Annotated in this window: 17 protein-coding genes; 7 read left to right on the forward strand and 10 right to left on the reverse strand. The window is 70.9% G+C overall.

The window, feature by feature from the left end; genetic code table 11:
• Nucleotides 1-38 precede the first annotated feature (38 nt).
• Complete coding sequence (locus tag ACIGQF_RS15265) at nucleotides 39-749, forward strand: DUF3558 family protein (RefSeq protein WP_399710061.1); 711 nt, start codon at nucleotides 39-41, stop codon at nucleotides 747-749.
• A 130-nt stretch (nucleotides 750-879) separates the two neighbouring features.
• Nucleotides 880-2,259: a DUF2637 domain-containing protein gene (locus tag ACIGQF_RS15270; protein ID WP_399710063.1), complete on the forward strand. Its 1,380-nt coding sequence runs from the start codon at nucleotides 880-882 to the stop codon at nucleotides 2,257-2,259.
• A 30-nt stretch (nucleotides 2,260-2,289) separates the two neighbouring features.
• On the opposite strand, the gene ACIGQF_RS15275 is transcribed toward ACIGQF_RS15270, so the two are convergent.
• Together ACIGQF_RS15275 and lysS are read right to left on the reverse strand one after the other, a co-directional pair.
• Nucleotides 2,290-2,523, reverse strand: a complete 234-nt coding sequence (locus ACIGQF_RS15275) for a hypothetical protein (protein ID WP_361557857.1) — start codon at nucleotides 2,521-2,523, stop codon at nucleotides 2,290-2,292.
• A 114-nt stretch (nucleotides 2,524-2,637) separates the two neighbouring features.
• The gene (gene lysS / locus ACIGQF_RS15280; protein ID WP_399710065.1) at nucleotides 2,638-4,365 is read right to left on the reverse strand and encodes a lysine--tRNA ligase; all 1,728 of its coding nucleotides are present in this window, start codon (nucleotides 4,363-4,365) and stop codon (nucleotides 2,638-2,640) included.
• A 301-nt stretch (nucleotides 4,366-4,666) separates the two neighbouring features.
• On the opposite strand from lysS, the gene argS reads away from it, so the two are divergent.
• The gene (gene argS, locus ACIGQF_RS15285; protein WP_399710067.1) at nucleotides 4,667-6,424 is read left to right on the forward strand and encodes an arginine--tRNA ligase; all 1,758 of its coding nucleotides are present in this window, start codon (nucleotides 4,667-4,669) and stop codon (nucleotides 6,422-6,424) included.
• A 108-nt stretch (nucleotides 6,425-6,532) separates the two neighbouring features.
• Here the strand turns inward: argS and ACIGQF_RS15290 are convergent, their stop codons facing one another.
• The 3 genes from ACIGQF_RS15290 to ACIGQF_RS15300 form a co-directional block, all read right to left on the reverse strand.
• Entirely contained in the window at nucleotides 6,533-7,147 is a 615-nt protein-coding gene (locus ACIGQF_RS15290; protein ID WP_399710069.1) for a hypothetical protein, read from the reverse strand.
• Between the two features lie 143 nt (nucleotides 7,148-7,290).
• The gene (locus ACIGQF_RS15295; protein WP_399710071.1) at nucleotides 7,291-8,085 is read right to left on the reverse strand and encodes an alpha/beta fold hydrolase; all 795 of its coding nucleotides are present in this window, start codon (nucleotides 8,083-8,085) and stop codon (nucleotides 7,291-7,293) included.
• Nucleotides 8,086-8,098: 13 nt separating this feature from the next.
• Nucleotides 8,099-8,521: an ATP-binding protein gene (locus ACIGQF_RS15300; protein WP_399710073.1), complete on the reverse strand. Its 423-nt coding sequence runs from the start codon at nucleotides 8,519-8,521 to the stop codon at nucleotides 8,099-8,101.
• A gap of 102 nt (nucleotides 8,522-8,623) precedes the next feature.
• Here ACIGQF_RS15300 and ACIGQF_RS15305 point away from each other — a divergent pair, with 102 nt between their 5' ends.
• The 4 genes from ACIGQF_RS15305 (at nucleotide 8,624) to ACIGQF_RS15320 (ending at nucleotide 10,585) form a co-directional block, all read left to right on the forward strand.
• Entirely contained in the window at nucleotides 8,624-9,436 is an 813-nt protein-coding gene (locus tag ACIGQF_RS15305; protein ID WP_399710075.1) for a Scr1 family TA system antitoxin-like transcriptional regulator, read from the forward strand.
• Entirely contained in the window at nucleotides 9,433-9,618 is a 186-nt protein-coding gene (locus ACIGQF_RS15310) for a DUF397 domain-containing protein (RefSeq protein ID WP_399710078.1), read from the forward strand. Before ACIGQF_RS15305 ends, ACIGQF_RS15310 begins: the two co-directional genes overlap by 4 nt.
• Nucleotides 9,615-9,812, forward strand: a complete 198-nt coding sequence (locus ACIGQF_RS15315) for a DUF397 domain-containing protein (protein ID WP_399710080.1) — start codon at nucleotides 9,615-9,617, stop codon at nucleotides 9,810-9,812. The genes ACIGQF_RS15310 and ACIGQF_RS15315 overlap by 4 nt, the downstream gene beginning before the upstream one ends.
• 68 nt (nucleotides 9,813-9,880) lie before the next feature.
• Nucleotides 9,881-10,585, forward strand: coding sequence for a DUF6882 domain-containing protein (locus tag ACIGQF_RS15320; protein ID WP_399710082.1), 705 nt, complete (start codon nucleotides 9,881-9,883; stop codon nucleotides 10,583-10,585).
• Between the two features lie 88 nt (nucleotides 10,586-10,673).
• Here the strand turns inward: ACIGQF_RS15320 and hemB are convergent, their stop codons facing one another.
• The 5 genes from hemB to ACIGQF_RS15345 are packed head-to-tail and all read right to left on the reverse strand — an operon-like array spanning nucleotide 10,674 to nucleotide 16,543.
• Nucleotides 10,674-11,666 carry a porphobilinogen synthase gene (gene hemB / locus ACIGQF_RS15325; protein ID WP_399710084.1) on the reverse strand — a complete coding sequence of 331 codons (993 nt, stop codon included), beginning with the start codon at nucleotides 11,664-11,666 and terminating at the stop codon, nucleotides 10,674-10,676.
• Nucleotides 11,663-13,312, reverse strand: a complete 1,650-nt coding sequence (locus tag ACIGQF_RS15330) for a uroporphyrinogen-III synthase (RefSeq protein ID WP_399710086.1) — start codon at nucleotides 13,310-13,312, stop codon at nucleotides 11,663-11,665. Before ACIGQF_RS15330 ends, hemB begins: the two co-directional genes overlap by 4 nt.
• Nucleotides 13,309-14,277 carry a hydroxymethylbilane synthase gene (hemC, locus tag ACIGQF_RS15335; protein WP_399710088.1) on the reverse strand — a complete coding sequence of 323 codons (969 nt, stop codon included), beginning with the start codon at nucleotides 14,275-14,277 and terminating at the stop codon, nucleotides 13,309-13,311. Before hemC ends, ACIGQF_RS15330 begins: the two co-directional genes overlap by 4 nt.
• On the reverse strand, nucleotides 14,274-15,746 hold the full coding sequence (locus ACIGQF_RS15340) for a glutamyl-tRNA reductase (protein ID WP_361557821.1): 1,473 nt from the start codon (nucleotides 15,744-15,746) through the stop codon (nucleotides 14,274-14,276). The genes hemC and ACIGQF_RS15340 overlap by 4 nt, the downstream gene beginning before the upstream one ends.
• Nucleotides 15,743-16,543, reverse strand: coding sequence for a redox-sensing transcriptional repressor Rex (locus ACIGQF_RS15345; RefSeq protein WP_399710091.1), 801 nt, complete (start codon nucleotides 16,541-16,543; stop codon nucleotides 15,743-15,745). The genes ACIGQF_RS15340 and ACIGQF_RS15345 overlap by 4 nt, the downstream gene beginning before the upstream one ends.
• Nucleotides 16,544-16,725 lie beyond the last annotated feature (182 nt).

Consider the following 16,725-nt stretch of genomic DNA (forward strand, 5'->3'; position numbering starts at 1 on the left):
CGGAACGGCCGCTCGCACGACGATGAAGCGAAGGAACCATGCACCGTTCAGCCAAGCGACTCGCCAGCTACCTCGCCTGCGCAGCCGTACCGGTGATGCTCGTCGCCGGCTGCTCCGACGACTCCGGCAAGGACTCGGGCGGCGACGCCTCGAAGTCGGCGGCCCCGAGCTCCTCGCCGAAGGTGGCGCCGGGCAAGTTCAAGAAGCTCCCCGACCCCTGCAAGGCCATCACCAAGGACCGCGTCAAGAAGATGCTGCCCGCCGTGAAGGACGAGAGCGGCGAGGAGGGCAAGAGCAGCGACACCGCCGCGCACGGCACCTGCACCTGGAGCAGCGAGGAGCGCCAGGGCAAGGGCGGCATCAACGGCACCCAGTTCCGCTGGCTCGCGGTCAACCTGCAGCGCTACGACTCCGACCCGGCCCTGGGCTCCGGCGACAAGCGCGCCAACGGCTTCTTCAACAAGCAGGTCGACGCGGCCAGGACCACCAAGGACGCCAAGAACGTCAAGAGCGAGAACGCCAAGGGCATCGGCGACCAGGCGACCATGGTCACGTACGACCTGAAGAAGGACGGCAACGACTTCAAGAACCAGACGCTCGTCGCCCGTACCGCCAACGCCGTGGTCACCATCAACTTCAACGGCGCGGGCCTGGCCGGTGCCAAGGCGCCGGACGGCGACGAGATGGTGAAGGACTCGCAGGAGGCCGCGAAGCAGGCCGTCAACGCGATCGCCCAGGCGAACAAGTAGGACATACCCGCCCCATGGGTCCCGGCTCCGCCGTACCACTCGGGTAACGCCTGAGGCCCTCCCCGCTCTCGGCCTCCGAGGTGTGCCAGGCTAGGCGCGCCAGTCAGCCGAGTGCGGGGAGGGATCGCGGGTGGCCGCGATGCGGATGAGCCGTACGCACCGAATACTCATCGGTGTCGTCGTCGCGGGCGCGCTCGTGATCGCCGCGATCGGCTTCGCCGGTTCGTACGCGGCGGTCCGTGCCCTGGCCGAACAGAAGGGCTTCGGCGCCTTCTCGTACGTCTTCCCCATCGGCATCGACGCGGGGATCGTCGTGCTCCTCGCCCTCGACCTGCTGCTGACCTGGATCCGCATCCCGTTCCCGCTGCTGCGGCAGACCGCCTGGCTGCTGACGGCCGCGACGATCGCCTTCAACGGCGCGGCGGCCTGGCCCGACCCGCTCGGCGTCGGGATGCACGCGGTGATCCCCGTGCTCTTCGTCGTCGCGGTCGAGGCGGCCCGGCACGCGGTCGGGCGGATCGCCGACCTCACCGCCGACAAGCACATGGAGGGCGTCCGGCTCTCCCGCTGGCTGCTGGCCCCCGCCTCGACGTTCCGGCTGTGGCGCCGGATGAAGCTCTGGGAGCTGCGCTCCTACGAGCAGGTGATCAAGCTGGAGCAGGACCGGCTGGTGTATCAGGCGCGGCTGCGGTCCCGGTACGGGCGCGCGTGGCGGCGCAAGGCACCCGTGGAGGCGATGATGCCCCTGCGGCTGGCCCGGTACGGGGTGCCGCTGGCCGAGACGGTCCCGGCGGGGCTCGCGGCGGCAGGGCTCGAACCGGCGCGCGAGCCGCAGAGCCCGGTACGCCGCGCCGAACTCGACCCGGCGGGACGCGAGACGGGAGGGCGCGACACAGCGGGGCACGATGCGGCGGCGCTCGACCCGGCGGGGCTCGACGCCGCGCCGCGGGAGCACCCGACGCAGGTCGAGCCGGCCGAGTCGGTCCAGTCGGCCGGGCCGGTCGAGCAGGCCGAGGCGCCCGCTCCCGCCCCGCGCACGACCGCGCCCGCTCCGGGCGAGCCCGCCGCCGCACACCAGGAGCCCCTCCCCGCCCCCGCCGGGACCGCCGACCGGCTCACCGTCCCCGTCGGCCCCGGCCGCAGCCGGCCTCTCGGCAACGCGGGCGCGCCGGTCCCGGTCCCCGAACAGCGGGTGGCGGCCGAATCCGAGCCGGAGTACCAGCCGCAGTTCGAGCCGGGCTTCGAGCCGGAGTACATCCCCGAGCCACCCATGGAGTCGCTGCCCGACGGCCTCTCCCGCGATGAGCAGTTCTACGTGGCGTTCCGCTCGTACGTGGCGGAGAAGAACGACTTCCCGGACCCGCACCAGTTCGCCCGCTATCTGCTCAACAACTACGGCGTCACCGGCAGGGACGGCGTCGGCCCGCTGAGCGAGAACTACCTGCGGACGTACGTGCGTGACTTCCGCGGCCGCTTCCGCCAGGAGATGGAGACCGAGCACATCGCCTGACCGACCGAGCACATCGCCTGACCGGACGGCTCAGGTCTTCGCCCCGGCCCCGCTCGTCTTCTTGCGGTCCGCCTCGCTCCACCACACGACCGCGCCGCCCACGATGAGCATCGTCGCGTACGCCCACAGCGGGGGCGTGTCGACCCAGCGGTGCAGCAGGCCCCACTCGGAGTCGGTGAAGAACCGCCCGCCGAGGCCCATCGCGCCCTGGATGAGGGCGAGCCAGCCGACGAGCCCGAGGAAAGCCTTCGGATAACCCTTCATGTGTCCACGGTCACGGAAACGGCCCCGGGACACATCGTTCCCGGGGCCGAGCCCGTCGTGCACGGCGTCCGCCGAAAGTCGCAGCCGCGCGCCCTCCCCGAGGGCGCGTGACGGCTACGCGCCGAGGAGCGTACGCACCCGGTCCGCGCCCACGGCGAGCAGCAGCGTGGGCAGCCGCGGGCCGGTCTCGCGGCTGACCAGCAGGCGGTACAGCAGCGCGAAGAACGTCCGCTGGGCCGTCTTGATCTCCGGCGGCAGCTCCTTCGCGGTGGCGTCGGCTGAGAAGCCCGCCTGGACCTTCGGCACGCCGTAGACCAGGTGCGTCAACCCGTCGAGCGACCAGTGCGTGTCCAGGCCGTCCAGCAGCAGCCGCAGCGATTCCTTCGCCCGGTCGTCCAGCGAGGCCAGCAGCTCGGCGTCCGGCTCCTCGCGGACGATGGTCCGCTGGTCGGCCGGGACCTGGCTGGTGATCCACTGCTCGGCGCGGTCCAGCCGGGGCCGGACCTCGTCCAGCGAGCCGACCGGGTTCTCCGGGTCCAGCTCGCTGAGGATGCGCAGGGTCTGCTCGTCGTGCCCGGCCGTGATGTCGGCGACCGAGGCGAGCGTGCGGTACGGGAGCGGGCGCGGCGTCTTCGGCAGCTCACCGGCCGCGGTCCCGACGGCACGGGCGTACGCCGCCGCGTCGGCCGGCAGCACGGAGCCGTCGGCGACCTTGGCGTCCAGCCGGTCCCACTCGTCGTACAGCCGCTGGATCTCCTGGTCGAAGGCGATCTTGAACGACTGGTTCGGGCGGCGCCGCGCGTACAGCCAGCGCAGCAGCTGCGGCTCCATGATCTCCAGGGCGTCGGCCGGGGTGGGCACGCCGCCCTTGGACGAGGACATCTTCGCCATGCCCGAGATGCCGACGAAGGCGTACATCGGGCCGATCGGCTGCTCGCCGTCGAAGATGCCCACGATCTGGCCGCCGACCTGGAAGGACGAGCCGGGCGAGGAGTGGTCCACACCCGAGGGCTCGAAGATCACGCCCTCGTACGCCCAGCGCATGGGCCAGTCGACCTTCCAGACCAGCTTGCCGCCGTTGAACTCGTTCAGCAGCACCGTCTCGCCGTGCCCGCAGGTGCAGGTGTAGGTGAGGGCGGTCGTGGCGTCGTCGTACGCGGTGACGGTGGTGAAGTCCTTGCCGCAGACCGTGCAGTACGGCTTGTACGGGAAGTAGCCCGCGCCGCCGCCGCTGCCGTCGTCCTCACCGGCCGCGCCGGAGCCCTCGGCGGCCTCCAGCTCGGCCTCGTCCACCGGCTTCTGCGACTTCTTCGCCGGCGCCTTCTTCGTGCGGTACTGGGCGAGGATCGCGTCGATGTCACCGCGGTGCTTCATCGCGTGCAGGACCTGCTCGCGGTACGTACCGGCGGTGTACTGCGCGGTCTGGCTGATGCCGTCGTACTCGACGCCCAGCTGCGCGAGCGCGTCGACCATGGCGGCCTTGAAGTGCTCCGCCCAGTTCGGGTAGGCGGAGCCCTTGGGGGCCGGGACGCTGGTCAGCGGCTTGCCGATGTGCTCGGCCCAGGAGTCGTCCACGCCCTCGACGCCGAAGGGGACCTTGCGGTACCGGTCGTAGTCGTCCCAGGACAGCACGTGGCGGACCTCGTACCCGCGGCGGCGGACCTCGTCCGCGACCAGGTGCGGGGTCATGACCTCACGCAGGTTGCCCAGGTGGATCGGGCCGGAGGGGGACAGGCCGGAAGCGACGACGACCGGTTTGCCAGGCGCGCGACGCTCCGACTCGGTGATGACCTCATCCGCGTAACGGGAGACCCAGTCGGTTGTCTCGGTGCTCTGAGCCACGGTCGGCCCTTCCTTTTCTGCATCGCGCGTTCGCTCGACCACGTGGTCGATCACGTGGTCGCTTACGGTCGTGAACCCGGTCCGGCGCCCGGCGGTCGTGCCGCGCCGGTGCGTGATCCGGCAGCGGGCCCGCCCAGGCCGCAAGCCTGGCCGTCCCATTGTCCCAGACGCCCCCGTGATCAATGCCCCCGCCGCCCGGCGCCCGGCGGCACCAAAATCCGGCGGAGGCTCCCGACCCCGCCGTGAAATACTGGCGGCAAACTCTGACCACCTATCCCCTCCGACGGAACGGCAGCACTCCATGGCTTCGGTCCCTTCTCTCGCCGCTACGGTCAACCAGCGCGTCTCGGACGCCCTCTCGGCAGCCCTGCCGGAGGCCGGCGCCGCCGACCCGCTGCTGCGACGTAGTGACCGGGCCGATTTCCAGGCCAACGGCATGCTGGCGCTCGCGAAGAAGCTCAAGGGCAACCCGCGCGAGCTGGCGTCGAAGGTCGTGGAGGGCATCGAGGCCCCCGAGCTGATCAAGGACATCGAGGTCTCCGGCCCCGGCTTCCTCAACATCACGATCACCGACGAGGCGATCGTGAAGACGCTGGCGGCGCGTGCCGCCGACGACCGCCTGGGCGTGCCGTACGCGTCGAACCCGGGCACGACGGTGATCGACTACGCCCAGCCGAACGTCGCCAAGGAGATGCACGTCGGCCACCTGCGGTCCGCCGTCATCGGCGACGCCCTGCGTCACATGCTGGACTTCACGGGCGAGAAGACGATCGGCCGCCACCACATCGGCGACTGGGGCACCCAGTTCGGCATGCTCATCCAGTACCTGATCGAGAACCCCGACCAGCTGGCCCCGGCCGCCGACGTCGACGGCGAGCAGGCGATGAGCAACCTGAACCGGGTCTACAAGGCCTCGCGCGCCGTCTTCGACGCGGACGAGGAGTTCAAGGAGCGGGCCCGGAAGCGGGTCGTGGCCCTGCAGTCGGGCGACAAGGAGACCCTGGAGCTCTGGCAGCGGTTCGTGGACGAGTCGAAGGTCTACTTCTACTCGGTCTTCGAGAAGCTGGACATGGAGATCCGGGACGACGAGATCGTCGGCGAGTCCGCGTACAACGACATGATGGCCGAGACCGCCCGGCTGCTGGAGGAGTCCGGCGTCGCGGTCCGCTCCGAGGGCGCCCTCGTCGTCTTCTTCGACGACATCAAGGGCAAGGACGACCAGCCGGTCCCGCTCATCGTGCAGAAGGCGGACGGCGGCTTCGGCTACGCGGCGTCCGACCTCTCCGCGATCCGCGACCGCGCCCTCGGCCTGAAGGCGACGACCCTGCTGTACGTCGTGGACGTGCGCCAGTCGCTGCACTTCAAGATGGTCTTCGAGACGGCCCGCCGGATGGGCTGGCTGAACGACGAGGTCACGGCCCACAACATGGGCTACGGCACGGTGCTCGGCGCGGACGGCAAGCCGTTCAAGACGCGTGCGGGCGAGACCGTCCGCCTGGAGGACCTGCTCGACGAGGCCGCGCAGCGCGCCGCGGAGGTGGTGCGCGAGAAGGCGCGCGACCTCACCGAGGAGGAGATCCAGGAGCGGGGCGCCCAGGTCGGCATCGGCGCGGTGAAGTACGCGGACCTCTCGACGTCCGCGAACCGTGACTACAAGTTCGACCTGGACCAGATGGTGTCGCTCAACGGCGACACGTCCGTGTACATCCAGTACGCGCACGCCCGGATCAAGTCGATCCTGCGCCGGGCGGGCGAGGCCCGGCCCGTGGCCCACCCGGAGCTCCCGCTGGCCCCGGCCGAGCGGGCGCTGGGTCTGCACCTCGACCAGTTCGGCGAGATCGTCCTGGACGCCGCGGCGGAGTACGCCCCGCACAAGCTCACGGCGTACCTCTACCAGCTCGCGTCCCTGTACACGACCTTCTACGACCAGTGCCACGTGCTGAGCGAGGACAACGCCCCCGACGTGGTCGAGAACCGCCTCTTCCTCTGCGACGTCACCGCCCGCACGCTGCACAAGGGCATGGCCCTCCTGGGCATCCGGACGCCTGAGCGGCTCTGACCGCCTGAGCGACAGACAAGCGGAAGCCCTGCCGGGCGGTGGTCCCGGCAGGGCTTCCGTGCGCTCCTGAGGCGTGGGGCTCACGGGTGGTACTTCTCCCGTGCGGGCTTACGGGTGGTACTTCTCCTCGACCGTCTCGGCGGCACCGGACTTGGTGCTCATGGTGACGCGAACGGTCACGCTGCCGGTCTTGGCGGCCTTCTCCAGCTGCTCCACCGTGCACTCCGCGGTGCCGTAACCGTCGTCGCCCAGGGACACGCCGTCGTCGGGGTCGTCGGAGCAGATCGAGGCCGCGCCGAGGACCTTGGTGGCGTTGGCCACGAAGAACGCCTGGTCCATGCCACCGTCCTGGCGCTTGACGATCAGCTTGCCGGGCGCCATGTACTCCAGCTTGCCGACGACCGTCTTGTGGTTGCCCGCGTTGGCCACACCGCCCCCCTCGGGCGCCGACTTGCTGTCGGTACCAGCGGCGCCGCCCGAACTGTCCGCGCTGCCGTCGGACTTGCCGGCGTTCTGGCCCTGCGCACCGGAGTCGGCCGAGGAGGAGCCACCCGAGGAGGAGCCGTTCGAGGGCTGGGCCGACGAGCTCGACGAGCCGGCGGCGCCCGAGTCACCCTGCCCGCAGGCCGTGACCCCCAGGCCCAGCGCCGCGGCGACGGCGACGGCGGCGGCGATGCGGCGGCCGCGGAAACGGCGGGTGGCGGTGGCGGTAGCGGTGTTCATCGTGTCTCCCGTTGCTCTGATCTGGCGTCTCGCTCCCGGACGACAATCAGCTTCGAAGATCACGCTGCCGTTCCGCTAACAGACGACTAATGCCACGTCAGCGGGGGTGCCGGTACCGCAACAAGGGGTCCGGAATCCGACATTCAGCCTTCGCCCGGGGCATCCAGCGCGGCTGCGGTGGCCCGGACGAAACCCTCCGGGTTGTCCAGCATGATGTTGTGCCCGCAGTCCGGTACGGGGACGATCCGCACCCCGGAATCGATCAGCGCCGCCGCGCCCGGCAGCTCGCCGTCGGCCGCCGGCAGCAGGTACGTACGGGGCATCTTCAGCCCCGCCAGCACCTCCCGCACGGTGGGCTCGGTGCCGCCCGCCAGGGTGCCGCGTACGAGGTGGACGGCGCTGCGGTGCAGCGCCTCCCGCCCGGCCAGGCGCATGGTCGACCACCAGTGCGCCCCGGCCCGCTCCCGCACCTCCGCCCAGCCGCCTGCCAGGAACTCCGCCTCCGAGTACGCCGCGATGCCGCTGCTGCCGCCCGCACCGGGTGTCGGCGTCAGCGGATCGAGATTGGCGTCGACCAGCACCAGCCGGGAGACGAGCTCGGGATGACGGTCGGCCAGCACCACGGCCACGGACCCGCCCATGCTGTGCGCGACGATCTCCGCGCCGGTCACGCCCGCTTCCGTCAGGGCCGCGGCGAGCGCGTCGGCGTGCGACTCCAGCCGGTAGTCGAAGTCGGTCGGCCGGTCGCTGATCCCGTGCCCCAACAGGTCGATCAGCAGCGACCGGTGCCCGGCGAGCCGCGGGTCCACGGCCGCCTCGGTGAAGTACGCGGGCGACGTCGCCCCCAGCCCATGCACGTACACCCGGGCCGGCTCCCGCCCCGGCAGCTCGACCCAGCGCATCCGCGCCCCGTCCCGCGTCACGACAGCACTGCGCATTACGCTCCCCCGGTCAAGATCCTGAAGCGCCGAGCGTAGCCCAGACGACCTTGCCGGGATCCCGTCCGTAGACCCCCCACTTGTCGGCGAGCGCCCCGACGAGCAGCAGCCCCCGGCCGCGCTCCGCGTCCGCGCCGGGCGGCGGTGACGGGGTACGCGGCCATCCCGGCCCGGAGTCGTGCACCTCGATCCGTACGGTGCCGCCGTCGTCGGCGTACTGGTACAACCGGAGCCGGAACGCCCGCCCCGGGGGTACGCCGTGCCGCAGCGCGTTGGTCGCCAACTCGCTCACGCACAGCAGCGCGTCGTCCGTACGGGGCCCGAGCCCCCAGTCCGCGAAGGCGCGCGCGGCAAACGCCCGCGCCTCCGGCACGGACCTGCGCGCCCGCGCGTAACACCGCTCCCGCAACCACTCGTGTTCGCTCACGGTACGCATCGTGCGTGGCGCGGCCGGGCCGCGGCACTCGCCGTACCCGTACAGATTCGCTGTACGGGTACGGCGCGGGTAGGACGCGGGAAATGGTGGGAGTGGGTCACCATGCAGCCCCGGAAGAACGCGTCCTCCCAACGCCTCGTCGGCGCCCAACTGGCCCTGTTCCGCCGCCTTGCTGGGTACACCCAGCGAGAGCTGGCAGACCGCCTGAACATCGGCGAGGAGACCATCGCCTCGATCGAGCAGGGCAGACGCCCGCTGAAGGGGGACTTGGCCGAACGCCTGGATTTGGAACTGGGCACGAGAGGCGTGCTGGCGGTGTCGGTGGAGTACATGCCGGAGGCCGAGAAGTACCCGGTGTGGGCGGCGGAGTTCATCGACCACGAGCGCCAAGCCGTCACGCTTTCCTGGTACGAGAACCAGGTCGTTCCCGGACTACTGCAGACGGAAGGGTACGTTCGCTCGGTCTTCCACAACGAGATCCCGGCTCTGACCGATGAGGAAATTGAGCTACGCGTAGCGGCACGCCTGGAGCGCCAGTGCGTCCTTCACCGGAAGGAGCCCCCCACCGCCAGCTTCGTCATCTCCGAAGTTGCGCTGCTGGACCGCTTCGGAGGTGAGGAGGTCTTCGCGGAGCAGCTGGCCCATCTGCGACAGTGCGCGGACCGGCCTGGCCTCTCGCTCCAGGTCATGCCGATCGGACGCGAAGAACACGCCGGCCTCTCGGGCCCGTTCATCCTGATCGAAACACCCGAACACCTTCACATCGCCTACGCCGAATCCCAGCGTGGTGGTCAGCTCATTTCCGTCCCGGGCGAGGTGAGCATCCTGGCGCGCAAGTATGCGATGCTGCGGACACAGGCCCTCAACCGCGTTGAGACCAAACGCCTGTTGGACCGGCTGCTAGGAGAGCGATGACCCCCGCACTGAAGTGGTTCAAGTCCAGCTACAGCACGGAGCAGGGCGGCGCCTGCATCGAGATCGCGGAATCCCCCTCTCTCATCCACATCCGTGACTCCAAAATTCCCGGCGGGCCCCGCCTGGCCGTCACCCCGGCCGCATGGGCCGACTTCACCGCGTTCGCCCGGGAGCAGCGATGAACCCCGCACTGAAGTGGTTCAAGTCCAGTTACAGCGGCAGCGAGGCCGGCAGCACCTGCGTCGAGATCGCCGTACAGCCCACCGCCATCCACATCCGGGACTCCAAGAACTCCGACGGTCCCCACCTGTCCGTCACTCCCGCCGCGTGGGCAAATTTCACCGCATTCGCCGCGACGCACGAATATCCGGCCTAGGCGCGCAAACGACCCGCACCGTCGCCCCGGATCTCCCGCCGCGCCGACGGCCTTCGTAGGGTCGGGGGATGAACAGCGCAGCATTCAGTGAGGCTTTTGTCCGGACGGTCCAGCCTTATGCCGCTTGGGGCGTGGAGCAGCTCGAAACGTTCAACGCATTCCTGCCCCAAGGGGACTGGAGCGCTGATCTCGATCAGTGCTCTTACCGCCAGGGCGGCCAGGAACTGCGGATATCCGTGCTCGGGACGTGGGATTCCAGAGACGGATCGTGGCTGTGGGGGTGGGCGAATCCGGGGTTCGGGAACAAGCCCGTCGCCGGAGCCGCGCACGCCGTACGGCGGTTCGGGCACGAGCAGCAGATTCCCGAGTTCACGAATGAACTCGTCCCGCTGAGCGGTGCGCCGGACCCGCGGATGGCGGCGGAGACGCTCGCGTTCGGGGCGATGAGCATGCTCGGCGCGCCCGGGTACATCGGCGCGCAGGCCAGCCCCGAGGCCCGGGTCTACTTCGTGCCGAACGACCCGAACGTGCCGCGGGCCGCGCCCGACCCGGTCAAGCTGCCCCGCATGCTGATGACCGGCGCGGGCGTCTTCGGCGGCTCGGAGCACCAGGTCGTGACCGGGTACTTCGGCCGCCACGGGGTGGAACTCCAGCAGACACAGGACGGCTACTCCGTGGTCCTGCCCGACGGCACGCCGGTCAGTATCCGCTTCGACGGGCAGGGGCGCGTCACCTCGATCGACGCCCACTTCGCCAGCGCGGCGGGCCGGTGAGACAGATCCCCGTACGAACGCCCGGGGCCCCCGCCACCCGTACGTGAGTACGGAGCGGCAGGGGCCCGGAGAACCGACGGCGGAGCCGTCACAGCTGACGCGCGACCTCCGTCGCCCAGTACGTCAGGATGTTCTGCGCACCGGCCCGCTTGATGCCGGTCAGGGCCTCCAGGATCGCCGCGTCGCGGTCGATCCAGCCCTTCTCCGCGGCGGCCTCGATCATCGCGTACTCGCCGGAGATCTGGTACGCGGCGACGGGTACGTCGACGGACTCCGCGACATCCCGGAGGATGTCGAGGTACGGCATGGCCGGCTTGACCATGACCATGTCGGCGCCCTCTTCGAGGTCGAGGGCCAGCTCGCGCAGCGCCTCGCGGGCGTTCGCGCCGTCCTGCTGGTAGGTCTTGCGGTCGCCCTTGAGGGAGGAACCGACCGCCTCGCGGAACGGGCCGTAGAACGCGGAGGCGTACTTCGCGGTGTACGCCAGGATCGAGACGTCCTGGTGGCCGATGCCGTCCAGGGCCTCACGGATCACGCGGACCTGGCCGTCCATCATGCCGCTGGGCGCGACCGTGTGGGCGCCCGCCTCGGCCTGCACCCGGGCCATCTCCGCGTACCGCTCCAGCGTGGCGTCGTTGTCGACCCGGCCGTCCGGCGTGAGGACCCCGCAGTGGCCGTGGTCGGTGAACTCGTCCAGGCAGAGGTCGGACATGATGACGAGGTCGTCGCCGACCTCCTCCCGCACGTCGCGGAGGGCGACCTGGAGGATGCCGTCAGGGTCCGTGCCGACGGTGCCGTTCGCGTCCTTCTTCGACTCCTCCGGGACGCCGAAGAGCATGATCCCGGAGACGCCCGCGGAGACCGCGTCGACGGCGGCCTTCCGCAGGGTGTCACGGGTGTGCTGGACGACGCCCGGCATCGAGCCGATCGGCACCGGCTCGGAGATCCCCTCGCGGACGAACGCGGGGAGGATCAGGTCCGCCGGGTGCAGCCGCGTCTCGGCGACCATCCGCCGCATCGCGGGGGTGGTGCGCAGCCGCCGCGGCCGTGCTCCCGGGAACCTTCCGTACGTGGTGCTCAACTCCGTGCCCTCCTACGGGATCCGGGCCGGCGCTCGCTGGGACGGGTGACCGGGTCACCGTTCTCGACCGCGGCAGCACGCCGCGCCGCGCCGAAGTCCGCGAGCGCTTCGGCCAACTTGTGCACCGAGGGCTCGGGCGACATCACGTCCACGCGCAGCCCGTGTTCCTCGGCGGTCTTGGCGGTGGCCGGGCCGATGCAGGCGATCACGGTCACGTTGTGCGGCTTGCCCGCGATGCCGACGAGGTTCCGCACCGTCGAAGACGAGGTGAAAAGTACCGCGTCGAAGCCGCCGCCCTTGATCGCCTCGCGGGTGGTGGCCGGCGGCGGCGACGCGCGCACGGTCCGGTAGGCCGTGACGTCGTCGACCTCCCAGCCCAGCTCGATCAGGCCCGCCACCAGGGTCTCGGTGGCGATGTCGGCGCGGGGGAGGAAGACGCGGTCGATCGGGTCGAAGACCGGGTCGTAGGGCGGCCAGTCCTCCAGGAGGCCCGCCGCCGACTGCTCGCCGGACGGGACCAGGTCGGGCTTCACGCCGAAGGCGATCAGCGCCTTGGCGGTCTGCTCGCCGACGGCCGCGACCTTGATGCCCGCGAAGGCACGCGCGTCCAGGCCGTACTCCTCGAACTTCTCGCGGACGGCCTTCACCGCGTTGACGGAGGTGAAGGCGATCCACTCGTAGCGCCCGGTGACCAGGCCCTTGACCGCGCGCTCCATCTGCTGCGGGGTACGCGGCGGCTCGACGGCGATCGTCGGCACCTCGTGGGGTACGGCACCGTACGAGACGAGCTGGTCGGACAGCGAGGCCGCCTGCTCCTTGGTCCGCGGTACGAGCACCTTCCAGCCGAACAGCGGCTTGGACTCGAACCAGGAGAGCTGGTCCCGCTGAGCGGCGGCGCTGCGCTCGCCGACCACGGCTATGACCGGCTGGCCGCCGTCCGGCGACGGCAGCACCTTGGCGGCCTTGAGCGTTTGCGCGATGGTGCCGAGGGTGGCGGTCCAGGTGCGCTGGCGGGTGGTCGTACCGGCGATGGTGACGGTCAGCGGCGTGTCGGGCTTCCGGCCCGCCGAGACCAGCTCGCCGGCGGCCGCGGCCACCGAGTCGAGGGTGGTGGAGACGACCACGGTCGCGTCGCTCGTGCCGACCTCGGACCAGCAGCGGTCGTCGGCGGTACGGGCGTCCACGAAACGGACGTCGGTGCCCTGCGCGTCACGCAGCGGCACGCCGGCGTACGCGGGCACGCCGACCGCGGCGGCGATGCCCGGCACGACCTCGAAGCCGATGCCTTCGGAGGCGCAGGCCAGCATCTCCTCGGCCACATCGGCGTCCAGACCGGGGTCTCCGGACACGGCACGCACGACCCGCTTGCCGGTGCGCGCGGCGCCCATGACAAGATTGGTCGTGTCCCGAAGCGTGGGGACATCGGCGGGGATTGACGCCTCGTCAGCTGAAGCCTGCATCGGTGTGTCCACGTTCGCACGGGCATGCGTGCGGACGACGTCGAGCACCTGCGGGTCCGCAATCAGCACGTCCGCGTGGGACAGCGCCTCCACGGCGCGAAGCGTGAGCAGACCGGGATCTCCCGGCCCGGCACCGAGGAAGGTGACCTGGCCGGCGGCGGGGTGGTTCGGGGCGGTGGGGTTCAAAGTGCTCGCTCCCCCATAAGACCGGCAGCACCCTTGGCGAGCATCTCGGCGGCGAGCTCACGGCCCATGGTCGCCGGTACGGAAACGTCGTCGCGGGAGGTGGGTACGTGTCCGGTGGTGGACAGTTGCACCAGCGCGCTGCCGTCGGTCGTGCCGACGACACCACGCAGGCGCAATTCGGTGACAGCCCGGTCGCCGTCCTGGAGATCGGCCAGCGCACCCACAGGTGCGGAGCAGCCGGCCTCCAGAGCGGCGAGCAGGGAACGCTCGGCGGTCACGGCGGCCCGGGTCACCGGGTCGTCGAGCTCTGCGAGCCGGGTGGCGAGGTGCTCATTTGTCGCAGCACACTCCACCGCAAGCGCCCCCTGACCGGGGGCAGGCAAAACTGCGTCCGGCGAGAGGAGCTCCGTCGCCTCGCCGATGCGGCCGATCCGGTTGAGCCCGGCGGCGGCCAGTACGACCGCGTCGAGCTCTCCCTTCTCGACGTAACCGATACGGGTGTCGATGTTCCCGCGGATCGGTACGGTCTCGATGCGCCGGCCCAGCGACCGGGCCCAGGCGTTCAGCTGCGCCATGCGGCGCGGCGAGCCGGTACCGACCCGCGCCCCGTCGGGCAGCTCCTCGAACGTCAGGCCGTCGCGGGCGATCAGCGCGTCCCGGGGGTCCTCGCGGACCGGTATCGCCGCCAGGGTCAGCTCGGCGGGCTGCGCGGTCGGCAGGTCCTTCAGCGAGTGGACGGCGAAGTCGATCTCGCCGCTGAGCAGCGCGTCGCGCAGGGCCGAGACGAAGACGCCGGTACCGCCGATCTGCGCCAGCTGCTCGCGGGAGACATCGCCGTACGTGGTGATCTCCACCAGCTCGACGGGGCGCCCGGTGACCTGGCGCACCGCCTCGGCGACGTGTCCGGACTGGGCCATGGCGAGCTTGCTGCGCCGCGTCCCGAGTCGCAATGCCTGGTCGTTCATGAGCGCTGCTCCCGTGCTGTGTCGTGCCTGTCCGCGCGCGTGTCGGCCCGGCTGACGGCGGCGACCGTCTGGGGGTCGAGGTCGAAGAGCTTGCTCAGCGCGTCGGCGTACCCGGCGCCGCCGGGCTCGCTGGCGAGCTGCTTGACCCGCACGGTGGGCGCGTGCAGAAGCTTGTCGACGACCCGGCGGACGGTCTGGGTGATCTCCGCGCGCTGCTTGTCGTCCAGGTCGGGCAGGCGGCCGTCCAGCCGAGCGATCTCGGCGGCGACCACATCGGCGGCCATGGTGCGCAGGGCGACCACGGTCGGGGTGATCGTCGCGGCGCGCTGGGCCGCGCCGAAGGCCGCGACCTCCTCCGAGACGATGCCGCGCACCTGGTCCACATCGGACGCCATGGGAGCGTCGGCGGACGCGTCGGCCAGGGATTCGATGTCGACGAGGTGCACGCCCTCGATCCGGTGGGCCGCGCCGTCGATGTCGCGCGGCATCGCCAGGTCGAGCAGGGCCAGTTCCCGGTCCTCGCGGCCCTCGGCGGCCGCCGCGACCGCCTCGCCGGTGAGGACGAGTCCGGTCGCCCCCGTACACGAGATCGCGATGTCCGCCGCGGCCAGCTCGGCCTGCACCTCGGACATCGGGACGGCGCGCGCGACCAGGCCGTTGGCCCGGCCGGGGCTGCCCGGCTCGGTGAGACCGTGTCCATATTGCTCTTCGAGCAGGGCGGTGAGCCGTACGGCCCGGTCCAGGGTGCGGTTGGCGACGGCCAGTTCGGTGACGCCGGCCCGGGCGAGGGTGGCGGCCGCGAGGGAGGACATCGAACCCGCACCGATGACCAGGGCCCGCTTGCCGCGGGCCCAGGCGTCCACGCCCGGCGTGCCGAGCGGGGCCGTGGCGTCGGGCACGGCGTCGTCGACCAGGATGCAGTGCGCTTCGTGACCGCCGGCCGCGCCCGCGAGCTGCTCCAGGCCGAAGGTGACCAGCGACTGGCCGGCCTTGTCGATGCCGGTCTCGCTGTGCGCGCGCTTGCCGACCCGCAGCGCCTGCTGGAACAGGTCGTTCAGCAGCCGCCCGGCGGTGTGCTGGTCCTGCGCGAGGGCGAGCGCGTCCTTGATCTGGCCGAGGATCTGGCCCTCGCCGACGACCATGGAGTCCAGGCCGCAGGCCACCGACAGCAGGTGGTGGACGGCGCGGTCCTCGTAGTGGACGTAGAGGTACGGCGTGAGCTCGTCGAGGCTGACGCCGCTGTGCTGGGCGAGCAGTGTGGACAGCTCGGCGACACCGGCGTGGAACTTGTCCACGTCGGCGTAGAGCTCGATGCGGTTGCAGGTGGAGAGCACGGCCGACTCGGCGGCCGGCTCGGCCGACACGACGTCCTGCAGCAGCTTGCCGCGGGAGTCGGGCGCGAGCGCGGCCCGCTCCAGGATGCTGACCGGGGCACTGCGGTGCGAAAGGCCGACGACCAACAGGCTCATGCCGGCATCACGGCGGGTACGTCCCCGTCGGGTCCCTTGCGGTCGGAGTCGTTGTGGCCGTCCTCGGTACCGGCGGCGGGCGCCGGGCGCACCGGTGTCGTGGCGGGCTGCGCGGCGTCCTGGCTGCTGGCCTCCTCGCCGGCCTTGCGCTGCTCGTGGAAGGCGAGGATCTGCAGCTCTATGGAGAGGTCGACCTTGCGCACGTCGACCCCTTCGGGGACGGACAGCACGGTCGGCGCGAAGTTCAGGATGGAGGTGACACCGGCGGCGACGAGGCGGTCGCAGACCTGCTGGGCCGCGCCCGCGGGGGTCGCGATCACGCCGATCGAGACGCCGTTGTCATCAATGATCTTTTCGAGTTCGTCCGTGTGCTGGACGGCGATGCCCGCGACGGGCTTGCCGGCCATGGCCGGGTCGGCGTCGATCAGGGCCGCGACGCGGAAGCCGCGGGAGGCGAAGCCACCGTAGTTGGCGAGCGCGGCGCCGAGGTTACCGATACCGACGATCACAACCGGCCAGTCCTGCGTGAGGCCGAGCTCCCGGGAGATCTGGTAGACGAGGTACTCCACGTCGTAGCCCACACCACGCGTGCCGTACGAGCCCAGGTACGAGAAGTCCTTCCGCAGCTTGGCGGAATTGACCCCCGCCGCAGCGGCCAGCTCCTCGGACGAGACCGTGGGGACCGAACGCTCCGAGAGCGCGGTCAGTGCACGCAGATACAGCGGAAGCCGGGCGACGGTGGCCTCGGGGATCCCTCGGCTTCGGGTCGCCGGTCGGTGAGTTCGGCCAGTTGCCACGGTGCTCCTGCGGGTAGAGCGGGGCTTTGGACGGCCAAATGTCTCAAGACCGCCCTGTCGATAGCAGGCTATGTCTTTGTGAACGCGTGCACAAAGATGGTGTCCGCTTTGTCCCGTCAACGTGACCGGTGTCACGCACTTATTGCGGCAATTCGCGGAACCACATCCTGCGCCACTCCGTT

This window comes from Streptomyces sp. NPDC053560 (genome assembly GCF_044544605.1).
In the GTDB taxonomy this organism is placed as follows: Bacteria; Actinomycetota; Actinomycetes; order Streptomycetales; family Streptomycetaceae; genus Streptomyces.